The following is a 20,693-nucleotide window of genomic DNA, read 5'->3' as shown; positions in this document are numbered from 1 at the left end:
GATTGCTCTCATTTTTAAGTGTTTAATTTGGTGTAAATATTTGTTCTCAGATTACGGCACATAAAAAATCCGAAATGAAATCATTTCGGATTTAGTTAAAACTTATAAAGAACAACCTAAGCCTTAAAGTGCTTTAATAAGGCATTAGTAGATGCATCATGGGAGCCTTCTATAGTCGAAGACTGGATATCTTTCAAAGTGTTTTTGGCTAGTTGTTTGCCAAGTTCCACTCCCCACTGATCATAACTGAATATGTTCCAAATAACACCTTGAACAAAAATTTTATGTTCATACATCGCTACCAATTTACCTAATGACTTTGGAGTTAACTTATCCATTAAAATTGAAGTCGTCGGTTTATTACCTTCAAAAACCTTAAAAGGGAGTAGCTTTTGAATATCATGTTCTTTCATACCTGAGTCTTGGAGCTCTTTTGTAACTTCTTCTTTAGATTTTCCAATCATCAATGCTTCTGTTTGGGCAAAATAATTGGCCATCAAAATATCATGATGTTCCTTGTTCCCGTGTAATGGAATTTTATATCCAATAAAATCTGATGGAATCAACTTGGTTCCTTGATGAATTAACTGAAAAAAAGCATGTTGAGAATTTGTTCCTGGTTCACCCCAAACAATTGTACCCGTTTGATAAGTCGTTTTCTGTCCAGTTCTATCCACGCTTTTACCATTGCTTTCCATAGAAGCTTGTTGAAGATAAGGAGCTAGTTTTTGTAAGTATTGTGTGTACGGAATAACAGCTTCACTTTCAGCTTTCAAAAAATTATTGTACCAGATCCCAAGTAAAGCAAGTATAACTGGAATATTAGTCTTGAAATCTGTAGTCTTAAAATGTTGATCCATCTCTTCGGCACCCTCCAAAAGCTCTTGAAAATGTTTTGAACCAAGACTAACTGCTATCGATAGACCAGCAGCACTCCATAGAGAAAACCTTCCGCCAACCCAATCGTACATCGGGAAAATATTGTCTTTATCTATTCCAAATTTTTCTACTGCTTTTATATTGGTAGAAACAGCTACAAAATTATGCTTAACATCTTGTTGTGAGGCTGACTTTAAAAACCAGTCTCTTAGAGTATTAGCATTCGTCAGAGTTTCTTGTGTAGTAAAGGATTTAGAAACAATAAGAAAAAGTGTTGTTTTGGGATTTAAACCTTTTATGGTTTCCATCACGTGGTCTCCATCAACATTGGAAATAAAGTGAGGTTTTATATCCTTTTGGTAGTAGGCTAAAGCATCTACAATCATCTGTGGGCCTAAGTCTGAACCACCGATACCAATATTGACAACATCTGTAAATTTATCTCCACTAAAAGATACGCGTTCACCAGAATTTACCTGATCTGCAAAGCTTTTAATTTTAGATAACACCTCTTGTACGTCTCCATAAACATCTTTACCCTCCACTTTAGCCGAGTTGTTTTTAGAGGCTCTTAAAGCTGTATGTAATACAGCTCTGCCTTCGGTTTGATTGATGAGGTCTCCTTCAAAATAGCTGTTGATAGCCTCATCCAGACCCGCCTCTTTTGCTAAATATATTAAGTGATCTAAAACTTCTTTATCAAGTAAGTTTTTGGAATAATCTACTAGAAAATCAGCAGAATGAATAGAGAAATCTTTGAATCTATTAGAGTTTGAAGCGAATAGTGGCTTCAAATTATAGTCTTTTTTAGAAAGAGTCTCTAAAGCTTTCCAATGTTTTGAATCTAAAGGAGACTGTGTATGTAGTGGCATTTATTTAACTTTTAAAACATTTTTTTTATAATGAGATATAAGACCATCGATAGGCCTTCTGATGACGTTTCCAATGTTTAAGTGGTACCGTTTAGCAACATCACGAATAATATCCTCAGAAAAGAAAGCAATTGAGCCTATAAAATGGATTGGGACATTTTGAGCTTGTTTATAACACATCACTCTGCGCTCAATAAACTTTTCCATCCCTTCGTAAATCAATTTATAAAAATACCCATTTCGTTCTTGTGCAGTGAAAATAAATTCAGCAAAAGAAGCTAAATACGTATTGGGATTTTCCTCTTTGTATACATTTCGTTTTATACAGTCTGCTGAGAGATCATAACGTTTAGCAAACTCTTTACTCATATCTATTCCCATCGTCTTATAATAGTAGTCGCGTATTAAACGTTTACCAAAATAGTTACCGCTGGCCTCATCCATCAAGACATAACCAAGTGACTCCACTTCCATGTGGACTTTTTTACCATCAAAAAAACAAGAATTAGATCCCGTTCCTAATATACAGACGATACCAGGCTCGGTAGTCGCCGCTAATGCAGCAGCAACCATGTCCTCTTCAACATTCACCTCAGCATTATTGAAGTAGTCTTCTAAAATTCCCTTTAAGTTTTTTATGGGTGTCGGAGTGCCACAACCTGCTCCGTAAAAATCAACTCTGCTCACTTTAGGAATGATTTGCTTTAGTGCATCATTTTCTTGTAAGCGAGACTTTAAAATATGGGGTTTAAAAACAGCAGGATTTAATCCTTTAGTTCTAGTTTTGGTTACAACTTCTCCTTCATCATCCAATAAAATCCAATCACACTTTGTAGACCCACCATCAGCAATAAGTATCATAGTCTTATATATTAAAAAAGCTTGAACAGTAACCTATTCAAGCTTTTGAGATTAATTATAAATTAAACTTTAGCGATATGAACTGCTAAATCAAGCATTTTTGCAGAGAATCCCCATTCATTATCGTACCAAGCAATAAGCTTAAAGAAATTATCATTAAGTGCAATTCCAGCATTCGCATCAAAGTTGCAGATACCCGAATGAGATACGAAATCTTGAGATACGACTTCGTCTTCTGTATAGGTTAAGATTCCTTTCAAGTCTCCTTCAGAAGCCTTTTTCATTGCAGCTTTTACCTCTTCATACGAGACTGATTTTTCTGTTCTAACCGTTAAGTCGACTACAGAAACATCTGCTGTTGGAACTCTAAAAGCCATTCCTGTTAGTTTACCTTTTAATTCAGGTATAACTTTAGTCACTGCTACAGCGGCACCAGTACTCGTAGGAATAATGTTATTCATTGCACTTCTACCAACACGGTAATTTTTGGCAGATGGAGAATCTACTACAAACTGTGTTGAAGTTGCTGCGTGAACTGTCGTCATTAAGCCCTCTACAATTCCGAAATTATCATTGATTACTTTCGCCAAAGGAGCTAAACAATTCGTTGTACAAGACGCGTTAGACACAACTGTATCTTCTGCTTTTGCGTCCTTATGATTCACTCCCATCACAAACATAGGAGTATCTTTAGTCGGAGCAGAAATGACTACCTTCTTGGCACCTGCAACAATGTGAGCAGAAGCTGAAGCTTTATCATTAAAGATTCCTGTACATTCTACAATAACTTCTGCACCAACAGCATCCCACTTCAATTGTTTTGGATCTCTTTCAGCTGTAATTCTAACTGTTTTTCCATCTACAACTAAATGTCCATCTTTAACTTCTACAGATTTGTTGAACCTTCCATGAACAGAATCGTATTTGAGCATATAAGCCAAATGATCTACATCAAGTAAATCGTTTATTCCTACAATTTCTACATCTTTATTATCCATCGCTATGCGAAAAGCAATTCTACCAATACGGCCGAAACCGTTAATACCTATTTTTGTCATAATTATTGAATTTTAAGGTTTAATATATATTTAAGAGGATACAATATCTGCAACTCTTATCAAATCTTTATCTAATACTTTTTTAATATTGATGGCAGTATCAAAAGGAACGTAAACTATCTTTTTATGTTCTATGCCAACCATAATATTAGAATATCCTTCCAGCAACGCATCAACAGCTCCTACTCCTAATCTACTGGCAAGAACCCTATCGGAGCAACTTGGAGAACCTCCCCGTTGAATATGGCCAAGCACAGTTACTTTTACTTCATAATCTGGAAGCCTAGTTTGGATAGAATTTGCCACCTCAGTAATATTTTTACCGATTTGGTCTCCTTCAGAGACGACTATAATGCTAGACGTTTTTCCCGTTTTACGGCTTTTATCAAGCGATTCCAATAGACGCTCTATACCCATGTTTTCCTCAGGGATTAAAATTTCTTCAGCACCTGCACCTATCCCACTATTTAAGGCGATATCGCCAGCATCTCTGCCCATCACTTCTACCAAAAATAGGCGATCGTGAGAACTTGCTGTATCTCGAATTTTATCTATGGCCTCGACCACTGTATTAAGTGCTGTATCATAGCCTATAGTATAGTCGGTTCCATTGATGTCGTTATCTATGGTTCCAGGAATACCAATAATAGGGATATCGAATTCCTTACTAAAAATAGAAGCCCCTGTAAATGTTCCATCACCCCCAATAACCACAAGAGCATCTACATCTCTAGCCATTAAGTTATCGTAGGCTTTTTGCCGACCTTCTTTGGTCATAAAGCCTTTTGAACGAGCGGACTTAAGAAAAGTACCCCCTCTATTAATAGTGTTTTTGACATCCCTTGGACCTAATTCAATAAATTCGTTTTCAATTAAACCTTGGTAACCTCTGTAAACACCGTCACATTTTAGACTGGAATAAGCAGCATTTCTTACAACTGCTCTTATGGCTGCATTCATCCCAGGAGAATCACCTCCAGATGTTAAAACAGCTATTTTAGTTAATTTCTTGCTCATTTTTTCCAAATATATTTTAAATATAAGATTCTCACTAATTTAGTTATCTACTAAAACGATTTCGAAGGGTAAACATTATTAAAATTTTATAAAAAATAGTCAATTTCTACTTAGATAACAAAATTTTGTGCTCCCAAGCCTCAAAATTGTGAATTTCATCAGTTTTTAAACTTACCTCATCAAATAATTCATAACCTACAAAATCTCCAGATACTGAAATCTTAAACTCTTGCTTCTTGTCCGAAAAATTAGCTATAAATATGAATGTATCTTCATTCTTTTCTCTTTGGAAAGCCAAGATGTGCTCATCGTTTGAAGTTGATAGTCGCTTATAAGAAGCTCCATTCTTTGCCCCATGCAAAGCTTTTCGATTGTTTTTTAAGGCTCCTAGCTTTTCTAAGATCTTCCAAGTTTCTCCTTTAGTTTTGGGGATTGTATCTTTCTCAAAAAACTTTAACCTATGATTCATTCCATATTCTTGTCCACTGTATATTAAGGGCATGCCTGGTAAGGCATAGGTAAGCGCTAACATAGTTTTTGAAGCCTCTCCCAATCGTTCCTTAACGGTACCATTCCAGGAATTCTCGTCATGGTTAGTTATAAAATTCATCAAATAATCATCATCCTGATAAGTAGTATCAATTTTAGCCATGTAATCATCCCAATTTTTCACTGACATTTTACCTTGACCAATCTCGTTTATAATATGATGACCTTCCCAATTATAACCCATATCAAAAGCTTCGTAAAACAACTCTTTATCTTCACTTTCAGCTAACATAAATACTGGCTTTTCTTTCTTTAACTCTGGAACGACATAATTCCAAAAATCTGTAGTGACATTACCAGCTACATCACATCTAAAACCATCGATGTTTTTTTCTTTTACCCAGTATAACATTTCATGCTTCATCGCTATCCAAAGTGAATCGCTTTCATAATTCAGGTGAGCAACATCACTCCACCCCCAAGATTCTCCTGTATCTGGGTTAATAGGGTCAGTGACATTCCCTTCTTTATCTTTATGATAATAGTCTGGGTATTTTTCTATCCATTCATGGTCCCAACCTGTGTGGTTTGCCACCCAATCGAGGATAACGTACATACCGTTTTCATGAGCAGTGTCTACCAACTTATCAAAATCATCTAGTGTTCCGAAATCAGGATTAACTGCTGTATAGTCTGAAATAGCATAATAACTCCCTAAGTACTTTTCCCTTTCTTCAGGATCTTCAATATCTTCAATCGACAAATCTGCAGTAGCTTTTCTATTTTTTATAGAGATAGGATAAATAGGCATTAGCCAAATCACCTTTACACCCAACTCTTTAAGCTGGGGAATATCTTTTGTAAAAGCTTCGAAGGTTCCTTCAGGTGAATATTGACGAATATTGGCTTCGTAAATCACAGAAGATTCTAAAGTTTCATTAGAAATTGGCTCTAAAGCCTTAGACTCCTCCTCTTTTTTATCTTTTTTTTGCTGACAAGAAGTCAACACTAATGTTGACAATATCACTAAGCTTACATATTGGGTTATTTTCATTTTATCGAGTTATAATTTGATATTTTTTTTAGCGATGTAAAAGTATTTTCCTTTTATTCTGAATTTAATAAAGCTTGCTTACAGCTTTGCACTAAAAACAGAAAGCCCAGGTTTTAACTGAAGTTCTTCTTTCCAAATAAAATCAGTTTCACCCAAAATATCTTGAAATAAAGTATCCTGAAGATCTAACTCCTCAAATACATTTAAGTCTAAAGAAATTTTGCTTTCATCAGTATTTAGAAATACAGCCACCACTTCATTTTCATGTATTCTGAATACTGGATAGATACCATTGGAAGGTGCAAAATGGACCATTTCCCCCTCTAAAATAGCTTCTGAAGTTTTTCTGAAATTCAATATGTTTTTTAAAAACAATTGAAAGGAAGCTTTTTCGCTACTAAGGTTTTGACCCGTAAATGCATTCACCTTATCTCCGGCCCAGCCGCCAGGAAAATCGGTTCGTATTAACCCATGGTCACCAAGCTTTTCTGAATTATCCATTAAAATTTCAGTGCCATAATAGATTTGGGGTGTTCTAGGTAGAGTTAACATAAGCCCCAATGCCATTTTGGTCTTAGTAATGTCTTCCTGTAACTGAGTAAAAATTCTATCCATATCATGATTATCAGCGAAAATCATGATATCCTTAGGCTCTGGATAGTAAAAGTCGTTTGCTAACCCTTCATAAATTTTCATCAAACCGCTCCCCCAAGCCTTGCTATCATCATTCAAGGCCTGCACGATTTTCATCTGCATAGGAAAATCCATTGTAGATCTTAAGTTGGATTTGTAACCGTCTTTATTTTGTGCTCCATCCTGCCAATATCCCACAAGCAAATGGTCTGTCGTCCATTCCTCTCCAACTATATTAAAATTGGGATACTCTTCCATAATAGCTCCTGCCCAATTGGACATAAAGACTTTATTTGGATACGGATAGGTGTCTTGGCGAATCCCATGCAAATCTAAAGTTTCAACCCACCAAATACTATTTTGAATGATGTAGGCTGCTAGAAATGGATTCCGCTGATTCAAATCGGGCATAGTCGGTACGAACCAGCCTTCATGCATAATCTTAAAGTCAAGTTTTGAAGCATATAGATCTTGATTGGTCGATCTCCGATGATTGGAAGTTGGTATGTCTTGACCTTTTTCATATAACTCTTGATAGTTGAGCCAATCCTTGAAAGGTAAATCTTTCATCCACCAATGTTCACTTCCACAGTGGTTGGCAATCATATCCATGATAAGACCAACTCCTTTTTTGGAGGCTTTTTGAGATAACTCTTTATATAAATCTAAAGTTCCAAATCGGGGATCTACGTCATAAAAATCGGTGATCGCATAACCATGATAAGAAGAGGAGTTCATATCATTTGTTAACAAAGGACTAGACCAAATACTGGTAAATCCCATTCCCGAAATATAATCCAGATGATCTATGATTCCTTGTAGATCTCCACCATGTCTTGCATAGTTATTATCGCGATTCATTTTAGCTTCTTTAAGCCCTTTTACAACATCATTACTAGGATCGCCATTTGCAAAACGATCTGGTGTGATTAAATACACTGCATCTGTGTGGTTAAAACCTACATGCTCTTCTGCTGATTTTTCTCTTTGCTTTAACTCGTAAATGAACTTCAAGTTCTTTTCCCCTTTTCTTTTGAAGTTGATAGTGAACGTTCCCGCTTTTGCTTCTTCTGAAATAGTTACATCTAAAAATAAGTAATTTGGACTATCTGCCTTATGAACCTTCATCAATTCAACTCCGGCGTAATTCAACTCAGGCTGATAGGTTGAGATATGCTTTGCATGAACCAAAAGTTGCAAATCATTTGTTTGCATGCCAATCCACCAATTAGGAGGTTCAATTTTTAAATCTTGTGCATTGAATTCCACTGAAAACAAATTCAGAAGAAAAAAACATCCCAAAGCAAATACTTGTGGTTTTAAAAAACTCCTATGTTTCATATCTAAAATTTAGTGTTCCATTATACTAATCGCAAAACCACCACCAGGCGCAGAATTCAATTTCAAGGTAGACTCATAAGTCACTTTCTTTTTAGAAATTTTATAGGCCTGTGGGTTTGTTTTATAATGTGCATCTTTAGCATCGGCATAAATGGTAGCTTCATAAGTTTTTCCTTTCTCTAGGAAATCCAACTTCAGTTGAGTTGACCTAGGAGTAACTCCATTTACATTTCCAACAAACCAGTTGTTTTCACCTTTAGCCTTTCTGGCTACGGTGATATATTCGCCTGGTTCTGCTTCCAGATAATGGCTTTCGTCCCAGTCTAAAGCAACGTCTTTTATGAATTGAAAAGCATCCAAAAAACGATTGTAGTTTTCTGGTAAATCCGCGGCCATTTGCAATGGACTATACATTGTAACATATAAAGCCAATTGGTTGGCAATAGTCGCATTGACATGTGAATTGTTATCAGGGTTCAATTTGCTGATGTCCATTTCAAAAATTCCTGGGGTATAATCCATAGGACCTCCTATTAATCTTGTGAAAGGCAAAATTGTAACATGATTGGGTTTTGAGCCACCGAAGGCTTGAAATTCCGTCCCTCTTGCAGATTCGTTTCCAATTAAATTAGGATAAGTTCTTCTCAATCCTGTTGGTCTCACGGCTTCATGAGCATTTACCATGATCTTATAATCTGCAGCCTTTTTCACAGCATATAAAAAGTGATTAATGGCCCATTGACCATAGTGGTGTTCGCCTCTTGGAATAATATCTCCAACGTAACCACTCTTTACAGAAGTATAGCCATATGTATTCATAAATTGATAAGCTGTATCGAGATGACGCTCGTAATTACGTACAGCTCCAGAAGTTTCATGGTGCATCATCATTTTAATATTTTTGGAAGCGGCATACTCTTGAATCAATTCGACATCGAAATCTGGATATGGCGTTACGAAGTCGAAAACATAGTCTTTAGACTTTCCAAACCAATCTTCCCAACCTTCATTCCAGCCCTCCACAAGCAGTGCATCAAAACCGTGCTTTGAAGCAAAGTCGATATATTTTTTTACATTATCAGTATTAGCAGCATGCTTTCCATTAGGCTTAGTTTTAAAATAATCCGTTTCTCCTAGTTTTACAGAAGGTAGTTCATCGGTATAATTCCAACTGCTTTTTCCTGTGATCATTTGCCACCAAACGCCCATATACTTTATTGGCTTTATCCAAGAGGTATCTTCTAGCTGGTTAGGTTCATTTAAATTCAGAGTCATATTGGACGCTAAAATATCTGTTGCATCATCGCTCACTATTATAGTTCTCCATGGAGAAACTGCTGGAGCTTGCATGTAGCCTTTATTTCCTATGGCATCTGGAGTTAACCAAGATTTGAATATCATTGAAGTTTCATCCAAATTAAGGTTCATGAGGGAATACTCTTTAAGGGCTGCTTCGTGTAAATTGAGATAAAGACCGTCTTTGGTTTTCATCATTAACGAAGTTTGTACTCCTGTTTTAGCAAACTGCTTTTGTGAAGCATTTCCCGTTAGTGCATCATCAAACTTGCTGCTAATTTCTGAAAGTTTAGAGGTGGTGTAATCGTATTCTTGAGAATCGTAATCTCCAGGAATCCAAAACGCCGTGTGATCTCCTGTCATCACAAATTCCGTATGTTCTTCTTTAATCACAAAATACACCAAGTTATCTTGTTGAGGAAATTCATACCTCAGACCTAAACCTTCGTCAAATAACCGAAAACGGATAATGATATGTCGATCTTTTTCTGCTTGTTCCAAAGTGATGGCCAACTCATTATAATGAGTTCTGATTTTGGCTTGTTCTCCCCAAACCGGCGTCCAAGTCTCATCAATTGAATTAGTCTTGACTTTAGAAACTTTAAAACCATTCCTCAAAGAGATCTCCTCATTTACTAACTCCAGGCCTAATTTGCTTTGGGCAATAACTTCCTTTTTTTTATAGTGCAAAGTATAGGTAGGTGTTCCATCAGCTAAAAGCTCAAAACTCATAGTCAAGTCTGAGTTTGGTGAATTTATGTCTTGTCCCAGAGATGACATCGATACTAACAAAACCGCGATTAAAGCAATTGTTCTTTTCATAATCATTTTATTTTTTAATTTAAGCTACTTTGATTGTTTTTCCATCTAGGTCTACAGCTAAGGCTTCCCCTTTATCTAAAGTGAATTCTGTTCTATCATGACTCACATTAACTTTTAAAATGTGATTTCTGAAATTTACTTTGAAAGAATACGACCTCCATTCTTTAGGTATTTTTGGAGAAAAGTGAAGCTGATCATTTTTGACACGCATACCGCCAAAACCCTCTACAATACTCATCCATGTGCCTGCCATACTCGTGATATGACATCCTTCTTTCACCTCTTTGTTATAATCATCTAGATCCAAACGCGATGTTCTTAAATAAAACGAATAAGCTTGTTCCATTCTTCCTAAGAGTGCAGCTTGAATACTATGAACACAAGGAGAAAGCGAAGATTCATGAACTGTAAATGGCTCATAGAAATCAAAATGCTTTTCGAGGTCTTCTGTCTTGAAATGATGTTCGAAAAAGTAAAATCCTTGCAGCGTATCTGCTTGTTTAATATATGGTGAACGTAGAATTCTATCCCATGACCAATTTTGATTGATAGGACGCAAATTCTTATCCAAATCATCAACTTTCACCATTTCTTTGTCTAAGAATCCATCCTGCTGTAAATAAACGCCATGTTCATCTGAATAGGGGAAATACATGTTTTCTGCTACTTTAAGCATGTCATCAACTTCAGTAGTCGTCAATGCCGTTTTCTGGAAGATTCTTCCATAATCGTTTTTAAATTCCTTTTCGACTTTTCTAATATTCTCTACTGCATACTCAATACACCATTTTGCCATATAGTTGGTGTACCAGTTGTTATTGACATTGTTTTCATATTCATTAGGCCCTGTAACCCCCAAAATAACATACTTATCCTTAGGCTTAGAAAACGTAGATCGCTGATGCCAAAATCTAGCAATGGCTATTAAAACTTCCAAACCCATTTCTTGGATATAGGAATAATCACCTGTAAAGCGGTGGTAATTAAAAATCGCATAAGCAATAGCACCATTTCGATGTATTTCTTCGAAGGTAATTTCCCATTCATTATGAGACTCCTCTCCATTCATAGTGACCATAGGAAATAGAGCCGCACCATTTGAAAAACCCAATTTTTCTGCATTTTCGATGGCTTTACCTAGGTGATTATATCTGTATTTCAATAAGTTTCTAGCGACATGTTGATCTTTGGTAGCCATATAGAAAGGTATACAATAGGCTTCTGTGTCCCAGTAAGTGCTTCCACCATATTTTTCTCCAGTAAATCCTTTTGGACCAATGTTCAATCTATGATCTGTCCCCGTGTAGGTTTGGTTAAGTTGAAAAATATTAAACCTAATCCCTTGCTGGGCTTTCACATCCCCCTCAATTGTAATATCACTCGTTTGCCAAATTTTATCCCAAGCTTCTTTTTGAGATTGAAGCAAAGTATCAAAACCCCTATCAACCGCCATTTTCAGGATGGATTTTGCTGCAGAAATAAGTTCTGTTTTATCATGATTTAAAGAGGTCGTATAGCCTGCAAATTTATGAACGCTGAATGTGCTCCCCTTGGCCACATACTCTGAAAAGGAAATGGAAACCTCCATCTCTTTTTGAAGAGATTCCCCCTGAATGCTGAGTTTTTTACTATTAAGAAATACCTTAGATTCCATAAAAGAACAAACCTCATAAAAGGTTTTAAGCGTATGAGATCTTATAAACCCCTGGTTTTGGTCAACTTTTTTATAAGTGGTTTGCCAAAACTGATCATCCCAATTGGTATCTTGGTTTGTAATCCCAGAATCTAAATAAGGTTGATAAGTGATTTTCGCCTCTGTATTCAAAGGAGTAATATCATACTTTATGGCACCCAATTCTTCATGCTCCAAACTCAAAAACCGCTTGACATTTACTTTTACAATGGTGTCGTTCTGAAGTGTTGCTTCAAAACTTCTGCCAAGCCAGCCTTCTTTCATATTGAGTTCGCGACTAAATTTATCTATCTTTTTACAGCTAAACAAATCAAGGGTTTCATCATCGACCATCACATTAATTCCTATCCAGTTGGGTGCATTTAGCACTTTAGAGAAATACTCTGGATATCCATTTTTCCACCAGCCAACTCTAGTTTTATCTGGATAATAGACGCCTCCAATATAGCTTCCCTGAAAGCTTGGCCCTGTATACGATTCTTCGAAATTGGCACGTTGTCCCATCGAGCCATTTCCTATACTAAATAAGCTCTCTGAAGATTGAACATTATCAATTTCAAATCCGTCTTCTTTAATCGACCATTGGTCTGGTGTGATATAATCTTGATTCATAACTTTAGTCGTTTAATAATTTATTTCTTGAATTTAATCAACGTTTCAATTACAGATTTATCGATTTCAATGAAATCTTGAAAGTTGAAATCCGCCTCTTTTAAAATAGATTTGTCACCTATGCCAACACTAGTCATACATGCCGTGTTTGCAGCTTTAATTCCTGCTAAAGAATCTTCAAAGACAATAGCATATTTGGGAGTACCTCCAAGGGCATCGATTCCTTTTAGAAAAACTTCGGGATCGGGTTTGGCTTTAGTGACTTCGTTTCCGTCAATAATCTCTTCAAAATAAGCCTCAAGCCCAACTTTAGATAGGATTAGCCTAGCGTTTTTACTAGCAGATCCTAAGGCTATAGCATAGCCATTGGATCTAAGGTAGTCTAGAGTTTTCATGACTCCAGGAAGTATATCCTTTTCAGTCATTTGATTGACAAATGACAAGTACTCTTCATTTTTTTTAAACATAAGAGATTCAAATTCAGTTTCAGGAAGAATTTTGTGACCCCATTCTAAAATTTTCTCAAGGGATTTTGCTCTGGAAACCCCTTTTAGCTGTTCATTCTTCTCTTCAGAAAAAGGAATACCTAGAGAGTCTGCTAAATTTTTCCATGTTAAATAATGAAATTTCGCAGTGTCTACGATGACCCCATCGAGATCGAATATAAATGCTTTAGTCATTGTTATGATTTATGTCTATTCTTGAATTTGTAGTTACTTTTAGGGTAAATAATCCTGCTGCAATCATAGAAACACCTCCTATAATTAGGGCATATACAGGTTGGTTTTCAAACAGATTGGAGACGATAAAGCCTAAAATCGTAGAGGCTACTATTTGTGGAATCACAATAAAAAAATTGAAAACTCCCATATAATACCCCATTTTGGAAGACGGTAAAGAGCCAGAGAGCATCGCGTAAGGTATGGAAAGTATAGAAGCCCATGCTATTCCAACTCCTACCATGCTAATAATTAGCCCTGTTTTGGTCGTCATAAAATAAATAGAAATTAAACCAAGACCTCCCAAAATAAGAGCCAACATATGGGTGAATTTATTACTCGTTTTCTTTGCAAGAACCGGTAAAGCAAAAGCTACAATAGCTGCAACACCGTTGTATACAGTAAACATTACCGTAACCCAGTCGGCGGCATCATTGTAAATTTTTGAAGTGGTGTCTCGTGTATCAAATACATGACCTGTAACGGCTTGAGTGGTATAGATCCACATAGAGAATAAGGCAAACCATGAAAAGAATTGAACCCAAGCCAATTGTTTCATCGTTTTAGGCATGTTCAACAAGTCTGAAACGATTATCGTAAAGCCATTTCTCACGCTTTTTTTTCTTAATTCGGAAACGATGAGAAATAAAACTCCAACAATGATAAGTCCTATAAATAAGATATAAAGTTCCTTGGTGAGTGCATTGGCATAAATTACATACGAAACAATGGCACCCACCAGAATCATGATCGAACCAGATTTCTGCTGGGTCGTTATATTCTTACGAATTTCTTGTTCAGTTTTGGGTTCTATTGTGATAACAGCACTTTCTTTTTCAAAGGCTTCCATCTCTTCTGGGGAATATTCTTTTGAAAATAAAACCGTCCAAATGACAGCGAGAAAAAAGACCACACCTCCTACATAAAAGGACCATTTTACAGAATCTGGAATCTCACCAGCTGGTGCTGTATTATCGATCCCCATCCAATTGGTTAAAACATAAGGTAAAGCAGAACCTACAACGGCTCCTATTCCAATAAAGAAACTCTGCATAGCGAAGCCCAATGTGCGCTGTTCTTCTGGTAAATTATCACCTACAAAAGCTCGAAAAGGTTCCATGGAGATATTGATGGACGCGTCCATGATCCATAACATTCCTGCAGCAATCCATAATTCTGGAGAATTTGGCATTAAAAATAAAGCGATGGAGGCTAGTATTGCTCCAACTAGAAAGTATGGCTTACGGCGACCCAATCTGGTCCAAGTCTTATCGCTGAAATAACCTACAATAGGTTGCACGACCAAGCCAGTAACTGGGGCAGCAATCCATAAAATGGGAATGTCTTCTACGTCGGCACCGAGAGTTTCAAAAATGCGGGAAGTATTAGCATTTTGAAGGGCAAATCCAAATTGTATTCCTAAAAAACCGAAACTCATATTCCAGATTTCCCAAAAACTAAGCTTTCGCTTTTGCATATCGTCTAATTTAAGTTAAAACGATAAGCCTTATAATTTAACAAAGCTCATCTTATGGAAGTAAAAATATAGCTTAGTTGAACTGCAAATATATTTATTTTTTTGGGTTACGCAATTTTGTAGTTTCCCTATCGATGATATCAGTTTTAACGACGATGGTCTTAAAGAGTTCTTCCTCTTCATTGGGGTTTTCCAGCCTATCGATGAGTAATTTTGCAGACTCTTCTCCCATTTCAAAGCCATGCTGGCTTATTGTTGTTAGGCTAGGATATGCATGTCTAGACAGTACACCGTCTGTAAAACCAATTACTTGTAAATCATCAGGAATAGTCAAACCCTTCTGCCTTGCAACCTTCATTGCTGTAATCGCGTAAAGCTCATTGACCGTAAAAAGTCCATCAACTTCATTTTCTTCAAAATAAGTATAGATTTGTTCCTCTAAAAATTCAAGATTATCATCTGAATTGAACTTATCGTCTATTTTTAAAATACGGCTATTTTGAATTTTAATATGATTTGCATTTAGTGTGTTTTTATAGCCTTCCGTTCTCAGTCTACCTACATTCACATAGTCTTTTGTGCTAATAATCCCTATGTTCTTACATCCACCATCAATAAGTTTTTGAACTGCTTTCTCTGAGGTTTTGACATCATCTACAATAACTTTATCACATTCAATATCATCAATAACACGATCGAACATGACGATAGGAATACCTTGATCTATCGTTTCTGAAAAATGGTGAAAATCTTTAAATGAAAGGGTTTCTTTGGCTACAGAAATAATAAAACCATCTATACTCCCGTTGGCTAACATCTCTAGATTAATCACTTCTTTCTTAAAAGATTCATTGGACAAACCAACAATGACGTTGTATCCCTTATCATTGGCATAATGCTCTATACCAGAAATTACGGTGGTAAAAAAATGATGAACGATTTCAGGAATAATAACTCCAAGTGTTTTGGTCTTTTTATTTTTGAGACTTAAGGCAATATTATTGGGCCTGTAATTATAAAGCTTAGCAAATGCCTTTACTTTCTTTTTGGTCTCCTCCCCAATTTCTTTACTATCTCTCAAAGCTTTAGACACTGTGGATACAGAAACATCTAGTTCTTTAGCGATGACTTTGAGTGTTGGTTTTTGCTTCATCTTACGATTTTACAATAATTCTGACTCAAAATAAGATATTCTATCAAAAATGGTCTCAAATTTTACTAAAAATAAAAAGTTATCAACACGAAAACGTTGTAGCTGCAAGGTTTTTAAGGCTATTGAACATAGTTTATATAGTTTTAACATCGGAAGTAAAAATATAACTCATTAATAACACAAAACAATACTCTATGCGAACAATTAAACTTTTAGGTCTGCTGCTAATGCTGTTGCCTATGAGTATTTTTGCACAATCCACAGTAAGTGGGACCGTTGTCGATAATTCGGGTATGCCAATACCTGGAGTAAACATCGCTGTTAAAAATACTAATAAGGGAACAACGACCGATTTTGATGGAAATTACTTAATCGTTTTAGAAAACGGTGAAACGCTATCCTTTAGCTATGTAGGTTTTAGAACTAAAGATATTGTCTTTAATGGAAAGAACACTTCCATAGAGGTGTCTATGGTTGAAGATGCCGAAGCCCTAAGCGAAGTTGTCGTAGTGGGCTACGGAAATCAAACGGTGAAATCTATCTCAGGTTCTGTGGCTTCTGTTACAGAAAAAGATTTCAACAAAGGAAATATTGTCACTTCAGAAAGTCTTATACAGGGTAGAGTCCCTGGTTTGTCTGTCACTAAGGGCGGTGGTCCAGGATCTGGATCTGAAATTAGAATCCGTGGAGGGTCTTCTTTCAATGCTAATAATTCTCCTTTAATCGTTTTGGATGGCTTGCCTTTAGATAATTCTGTTGCAGATGGAACACGGTCTATCCTTTCTACCATTAACCCAAATGATATTGAATCCTTTTCTGTATTAAAAGATGCCTCTGCAGCTGCTATTTATGGTATCCGAGCATCAAACGGGGTCATTATCATCAACACCAAAAAAGGAAGAGGTGAACTCAGTGTTTCTTTAGATGTTCAGCAAAACATCACCACTATAGAAAATATTGTAGATGTGTTAAGTGCAGGTCAATTTCGAAATTTAGTAGCTGAGAATTTTCCGGGTCGACTTGGAGAATTGGGCAGTGCCAATACCAATTGGCAGGATGAAATATATAGAGATGCAAAATCTTCTGATATAAACTTGAGTGTTCGTGGTGCCTTATTCGGGAAAATTCCTTCTAGATTATCCTTAAATCGTTCAGACCAACAAGGTTTAAGACAAACCTCTAAGTTTGATAGAACCACAGCCTCTTTATCTTTAAATCCAAGACTTTTTGATGACCATCTTAAAGTAGGTTTAAATGCCAACTATAGCAATGAAGACAATAGATTTGCAGATGGAGTTGAAGGCAACGCTATCTCTTTTGATCCTACTCAACCAGTAAGATCACCTGGGTCTCCCTACGGTGGTTTCTTTGAGTTTTTAGACAATGATGGGTCTGCAGCCTCAAATGTCCCAAGAAATCCAGTCTCGCAATTACTTCAAACTAGAAATATAAGTAATGCCGATCGCTTATTTGGTAATTTAAATCTAGACTATAAGTTTCACTTTTTGCCAAAATTAAGGCTTGTTACCAACCTTGGCTATGACAGGACAGATAGTGGTGGCTCTTTAACCAGACCTGGAACGAGTGCTTTAGGAGTGAATGCAGAACAAGGAGAATTTATCGGTAACGAATCTCGCTATGAACAAACTAGAACTAATGCATCTGCCGATTCTTATTTTATTTATAAAAATAACTTTAACGATTTCGGTTTAAAATTAACGACAGGTTATTCTTATCAAAAATTTGAATCTGAACGTTTTACTACCAACGAAATTTTAGACCCAAACGCACAAGAACCCAGAACCACAGTTGCAGATGACGTTGTTCTAATTGGTTATTTTGGTAGAGCAAACTTTAGCTTTCAGGATAAATATTTTGTAAATGCGTCTATTAGACGAGATGGGGTTTCAAAATTCTCTCCAGAGAATAGGTTTGAATATTTCCCTTCAGTCTCTGGTGCTTGGATATTAACTGAAGAGGATTTCTTGGAAGATAGCAACTTGATCAACAGTCTAAAGGTAAGAGCTGGTTGGGGGCAATTAGGTCAACAAGACGTTCCTTCTACTTCAGATTACCTAAGACGTTACCAAACAGGTTTGTCTAACCAACAGTATAATTTCGGAAATCCAATTATACCCTTTCAACCACTATATACCAATCCAGATATAAAATGGGAAATCTTAACCGAAATCAACTTAGGGGTAGACTTCGAATTATTTAACAATAGACTGTCTGGTTCTGTAGATGTTTTTGAAAGAACTGCAGATGATCTCTTGTCGAATGTTCCTGTGCCAGACGGTGCAAACTTCTCCAACCAAGGTTTCCAAAATATCGGTGAATTTGTGTCAAAAGGTATTGAAGTAAATCTCGATTATAATGTGATCCGTCAAGATGACATAAACTGGAATGTGAACTACAACTTTACCGCTATCGACAGAGAGATTACCAAACTTGCTTTTGGACAAGATATTTTTGTAGGTGGAATCGCTGGAGGTACCGGAAATACGATACAAGTTCAAAGAGAAGGAGCATGGCCAAATTCTTTTTTTACTTATGCTCAATTATATGATCAAGCTGGGCAACCCATTGAAGGAGCCTATGCAGATTTAAATGGAGACGGTACAGTTGATGATAGAGATCGCTATGTGTCTGGAAATGGCCAAGCAGATGTATTGATGGGTTTCCAATCCAACTTCACGTATAAGAACTTCGATTTCAATTTTAACCTAAGGGCTAGCTTTGGAAATGATATTTACAACAATGTTAATTCTTCAAGAGCTCAATTGGGTAATCTTAATTTAGTATCTCCTAATAACTTACCTGTACAAGTTTTAGAAACAGGATTTGCAAGAACCCCAGATGTTATCTTATCAGATTTCTTTGTAGAAGACGCGTCTTTCTTAAGAATGGATAACATTACTTTAGGCTATACACTCAGAGGTTTTAATAGAGAATCGACAAGCTTAAGATTCTGGATGGGCTTACAAAATGCCTTTGTGATCACAGATTATTCTGGAGTAGATCCTGAATTAAACATCAGTGGTATCGATAACACAATCTATCCAAGAGGAAGAACTTACTTACTTGGCGTTAATTATAATTTTTAAATAATTCAATTATGAAAATTAAACACTACTTACTATTCACACTACTTGGAGCATTTTTGTTCTCGTCTTGTGAATCTGATTTGGATGTGGAGATCAGAGATCCCAACATCACCTTAGCAGACCAAATATTCACTTCCGCAGAAGCTTATAAACAATCTCTGGCTGGGGTATATGCCAACCTTTCTTTGTCTTCACTAACCGGTCCAGGAGGAAGTAATATAGGAGGATTGGATGCTGGTACTGGACAATATATGAGGGGTTTATTTAATCTGCAAAATCTTTCTACAGATGAAACTATTTTCACTTTTGAAAATGATCCAGGAATTAGAGGAGTGCAGCGAAATTCTGCTTCTCCAGAAAACGTCTTATTAAGAGGTGTCTATTCTAGAGCTATGTTTTCTGTATCACTCTCTAATGAATTCTTAAGACAATCTACAGATGAGTTGCTACAATCTAGAGGAATTGGTTCTCTTGGAGATATACAAACCTATAGGGCTGAAGCCAGCGTATTAAAAGCTTTATCTTATTATCACCTTATGGATATGTTTGGAAAAGCACCGTTCTATGATGAAACCACAGAAGCTGGCTTTACTCAAGGAGAAGAGTTAAGCAGACCAGAGCTATTTGATTTAGTAGAAGGATTATTGCTAAACTCTTTAGAAGATCTTCCTGCTGGAAACTCTGGAGAATATGGACAGATTGATCAAGGAGTTGTTCATATGATTTTGGCTAAAATCTACTTGAATGCTGAAGTGTATACAGGGACTCCTAGATATGCAGAGGCTTTATCAAGATCTGAAGCTGTAATCAATTCTGGTTATCAATTGGTAAATGATTATCAATTTAACTTTTTAGCAGATAACAACAGTAATGGTGCTCAGAATGAAATTATCTTTCCTATCGCCAATGATGGACAAGCTACTCAAAATTATGGAGGAACAACCATCATAATCCAAGGCCAAGTGGGAGCTCAAGAACAAAATGGTGAAGAGTTAGGCGTAAATCCAGGTGGCTTTGGAGGATTATTTAGACTCAGACCACAATTTTCAGAGAAATTTACTCTAAATCCACTTTTTGAAAATGATGCAAGAAATTTAATTATCACAGAAAACAGACCTATTTCTCTTGTCGTCACAGATCCTAATACGGGTTATATTACTAGCAAATATTCCAATAGAACATCTACAGGTGGTTTTGGTTCTGATAGAACCTTTACTGATGCAGATTTTCCTATGTTTAGGCTTGCAGATGCCTATCTGATGTATGCAGAAGCACATCTAAGAGGCGGTGGCGGAGATCTAAATACAGCTCTTAATTATGTTAACTCACTAAGAGAGAGAGCCTTTGGAGACACTTCAGGAAGTATTGTTCCTGCTCAACTCGATCTCAATTTTCTTATCGACGAGCGTGCTAGAGAATTGTACTGGGAAAGCCATAGAAGACAAGACCTTATCCGTTTCGGCTTATATACTGGAAATCAATATGTTTGGACGTTTAAAGGGGGTCCATCAGCAGGAACTTCAATCGACAATTTTAGAGCGATATACCCTATTCCTTCAGCTAGTTTAGCGACCAATCAAAATTTAACACAAAATCCAGGTTATTAATAT

At 36.4% G+C, this 20,693-nt stretch carries 13 protein-coding genes; 2 read left to right on the top strand and 11 right to left on the bottom strand.

Going from position 1 to position 20,693, the window contains the following annotated elements:
* Positions 1-116: 116 nt before the first annotated feature.
* From pgi to CXF67_RS13665, 11 genes are all read right to left on the bottom strand, one after another.
* A complete protein-coding gene (pgi, locus tag CXF67_RS13715; protein WP_102089266.1) occupies positions 117-1,751 on the bottom strand; it encodes a glucose-6-phosphate isomerase in 1,635 nt (544 codons plus the stop codon).
* The gene (locus CXF67_RS13710) at positions 1,752-2,612 is read right to left on the bottom strand and encodes a BadF/BadG/BcrA/BcrD ATPase family protein (RefSeq protein WP_102089265.1); all 861 of its coding nucleotides are present in this window, start codon (positions 2,610-2,612) and stop codon (positions 1,752-1,754) included. It lies immediately after the preceding gene.
* Between the two features lie 62 nt (positions 2,613-2,674).
* Positions 2,675-3,670: a type I glyceraldehyde-3-phosphate dehydrogenase gene (gap, locus tag CXF67_RS13705; RefSeq protein ID WP_102089264.1), complete on the bottom strand. Its 996-nt coding sequence runs from the start codon at positions 3,668-3,670 to the stop codon at positions 2,675-2,677.
* 30 nt (positions 3,671-3,700) lie between these two features.
* Entirely contained in the window at positions 3,701-4,687 is a 987-nt protein-coding gene (gene pfkA, locus CXF67_RS13700; RefSeq protein WP_102089263.1) for a 6-phosphofructokinase, read from the bottom strand.
* A 106-nt stretch (positions 4,688-4,793) separates the two neighbouring features.
* Positions 4,794-6,230 (bottom strand): alpha-amylase family glycosyl hydrolase, encoded by a 1,437-nt coding sequence (locus CXF67_RS13695; protein WP_102089262.1) that lies wholly within the window; start codon positions 6,228-6,230, stop codon positions 4,794-4,796.
* Between the two features lie 78 nt (positions 6,231-6,308).
* Positions 6,309-8,204 carry a glycoside hydrolase family 13 protein gene (locus CXF67_RS13690; protein WP_102089261.1) on the bottom strand — a complete coding sequence of 632 codons (1,896 nt, stop codon included), beginning with the start codon at positions 8,202-8,204 and terminating at the stop codon, positions 6,309-6,311.
* A gap of 9 nt (positions 8,205-8,213) precedes the next feature.
* On the bottom strand, positions 8,214-10,322 hold the full coding sequence (locus CXF67_RS13685) for a glycoside hydrolase family 97 protein (protein ID WP_102089260.1): 2,109 nt from the start codon (positions 10,320-10,322) through the stop codon (positions 8,214-8,216).
* A 19-nt stretch (positions 10,323-10,341) separates the two neighbouring features.
* A complete protein-coding gene (locus CXF67_RS13680; RefSeq protein WP_102089259.1) occupies positions 10,342-12,627 on the bottom strand; it encodes a glycoside hydrolase family 65 protein in 2,286 nt (761 codons plus the stop codon).
* Between the two features lie 20 nt (positions 12,628-12,647).
* Complete coding sequence (gene pgmB / locus CXF67_RS13675; protein ID WP_102089258.1) at positions 12,648-13,307, bottom strand: beta-phosphoglucomutase; 660 nt, start codon at positions 13,305-13,307, stop codon at positions 12,648-12,650.
* Positions 13,300-14,823 (bottom strand): MFS transporter, encoded by a 1,524-nt coding sequence (locus tag CXF67_RS13670; protein WP_102089257.1) that lies wholly within the window; start codon positions 14,821-14,823, stop codon positions 13,300-13,302. The genes pgmB and CXF67_RS13670 overlap by 8 nt, the downstream gene beginning before the upstream one ends.
* A 94-nt stretch (positions 14,824-14,917) precedes the next feature.
* Complete coding sequence (locus CXF67_RS13665; protein WP_102089256.1) at positions 14,918-15,976, bottom strand: LacI family DNA-binding transcriptional regulator; 1,059 nt, start codon at positions 15,974-15,976, stop codon at positions 14,918-14,920.
* Positions 15,977-16,170: 194 nt separating this feature from the next.
* Here CXF67_RS13665 and CXF67_RS13660 point away from each other — a divergent pair, with 194 nt between their 5' ends.
* On the top strand, positions 16,171-19,083 hold the full coding sequence (locus CXF67_RS13660; protein WP_102089255.1) for a SusC/RagA family TonB-linked outer membrane protein: 2,913 nt from the start codon (positions 16,171-16,173) through the stop codon (positions 19,081-19,083).
* Between the two features lie 11 nt (positions 19,084-19,094).
* Positions 19,095-20,690 (top strand): RagB/SusD family nutrient uptake outer membrane protein, encoded by a 1,596-nt coding sequence (locus CXF67_RS13655; RefSeq protein ID WP_102089254.1) that lies wholly within the window; start codon positions 19,095-19,097, stop codon positions 20,688-20,690.
* Positions 20,691-20,693: the final 3 nt, after the last annotated feature.

It is taken from the genome of Psychroflexus sp. MES1-P1E, from assembly GCF_002836055.1.
Classification (GTDB): Bacteria; Bacteroidota; Bacteroidia; order Flavobacteriales; family Flavobacteriaceae; genus Psychroflexus.
This window is presented reverse-complemented; position numbering and strand designations above follow the sequence as displayed.

Bases quoted from the DNA above. Each gene is read 5' to 3' on its own strand.
- pgi (WP_102089266.1), bottom strand. From the start codon at position 1,751: ATGCCACTACATACACAGTCTCCTTTAGATTCAAAACATTGGAAAGCT.
- CXF67_RS13710 (WP_102089265.1), bottom strand. From the start codon at position 2,612: ATGATACTTATTGCTGATGGTGGGTCTACAAAGTGTGATTGGATTTTA.
- gap (WP_102089264.1), bottom strand. From the start codon at position 3,670: ATGACAAAAATAGGTATTAACGGTTTCGGCCGTATTGGTAGAATTGCT.
- pfkA (WP_102089263.1), bottom strand. From the start codon at position 4,687: ATGAGCAAGAAATTAACTAAAATAGCTGTTTTAACATCTGGAGGTGAT.
- CXF67_RS13695 (WP_102089262.1), bottom strand. From the start codon at position 6,230: ATGAAAATAACCCAATATGTAAGCTTAGTGATATTGTCAACATTAGTG.
- CXF67_RS13690 (WP_102089261.1), bottom strand. From the start codon at position 8,204: ATGAAACATAGGAGTTTTTTAAAACCACAAGTATTTGCTTTGGGATGT.
- CXF67_RS13685 (WP_102089260.1), bottom strand. From the start codon at position 10,322: ATGAAAAGAACAATTGCTTTAATCGCGGTTTTGTTAGTATCGATGTCA.
- CXF67_RS13680 (WP_102089259.1), bottom strand. From the start codon at position 12,627: ATGAATCAAGATTATATCACACCAGACCAATGGTCGATTAAAGAAGAC.
- pgmB (WP_102089258.1), bottom strand. From the start codon at position 13,307: ATGACTAAAGCATTTATATTCGATCTCGATGGGGTCATCGTAGACACT.
- CXF67_RS13670 (WP_102089257.1), bottom strand. From the start codon at position 14,823: ATGCAAAAGCGAAAGCTTAGTTTTTGGGAAATCTGGAATATGAGTTTC.
- CXF67_RS13665 (WP_102089256.1), bottom strand. From the start codon at position 15,976: ATGAAGCAAAAACCAACACTCAAAGTCATCGCTAAAGAACTAGATGTT.
- CXF67_RS13660 (WP_102089255.1), top strand. From the start codon at position 16,171: ATGCGAACAATTAAACTTTTAGGTCTGCTGCTAATGCTGTTGCCTATG.
- CXF67_RS13655 (WP_102089254.1), top strand. From the start codon at position 19,095: ATGAAAATTAAACACTACTTACTATTCACACTACTTGGAGCATTTTTG.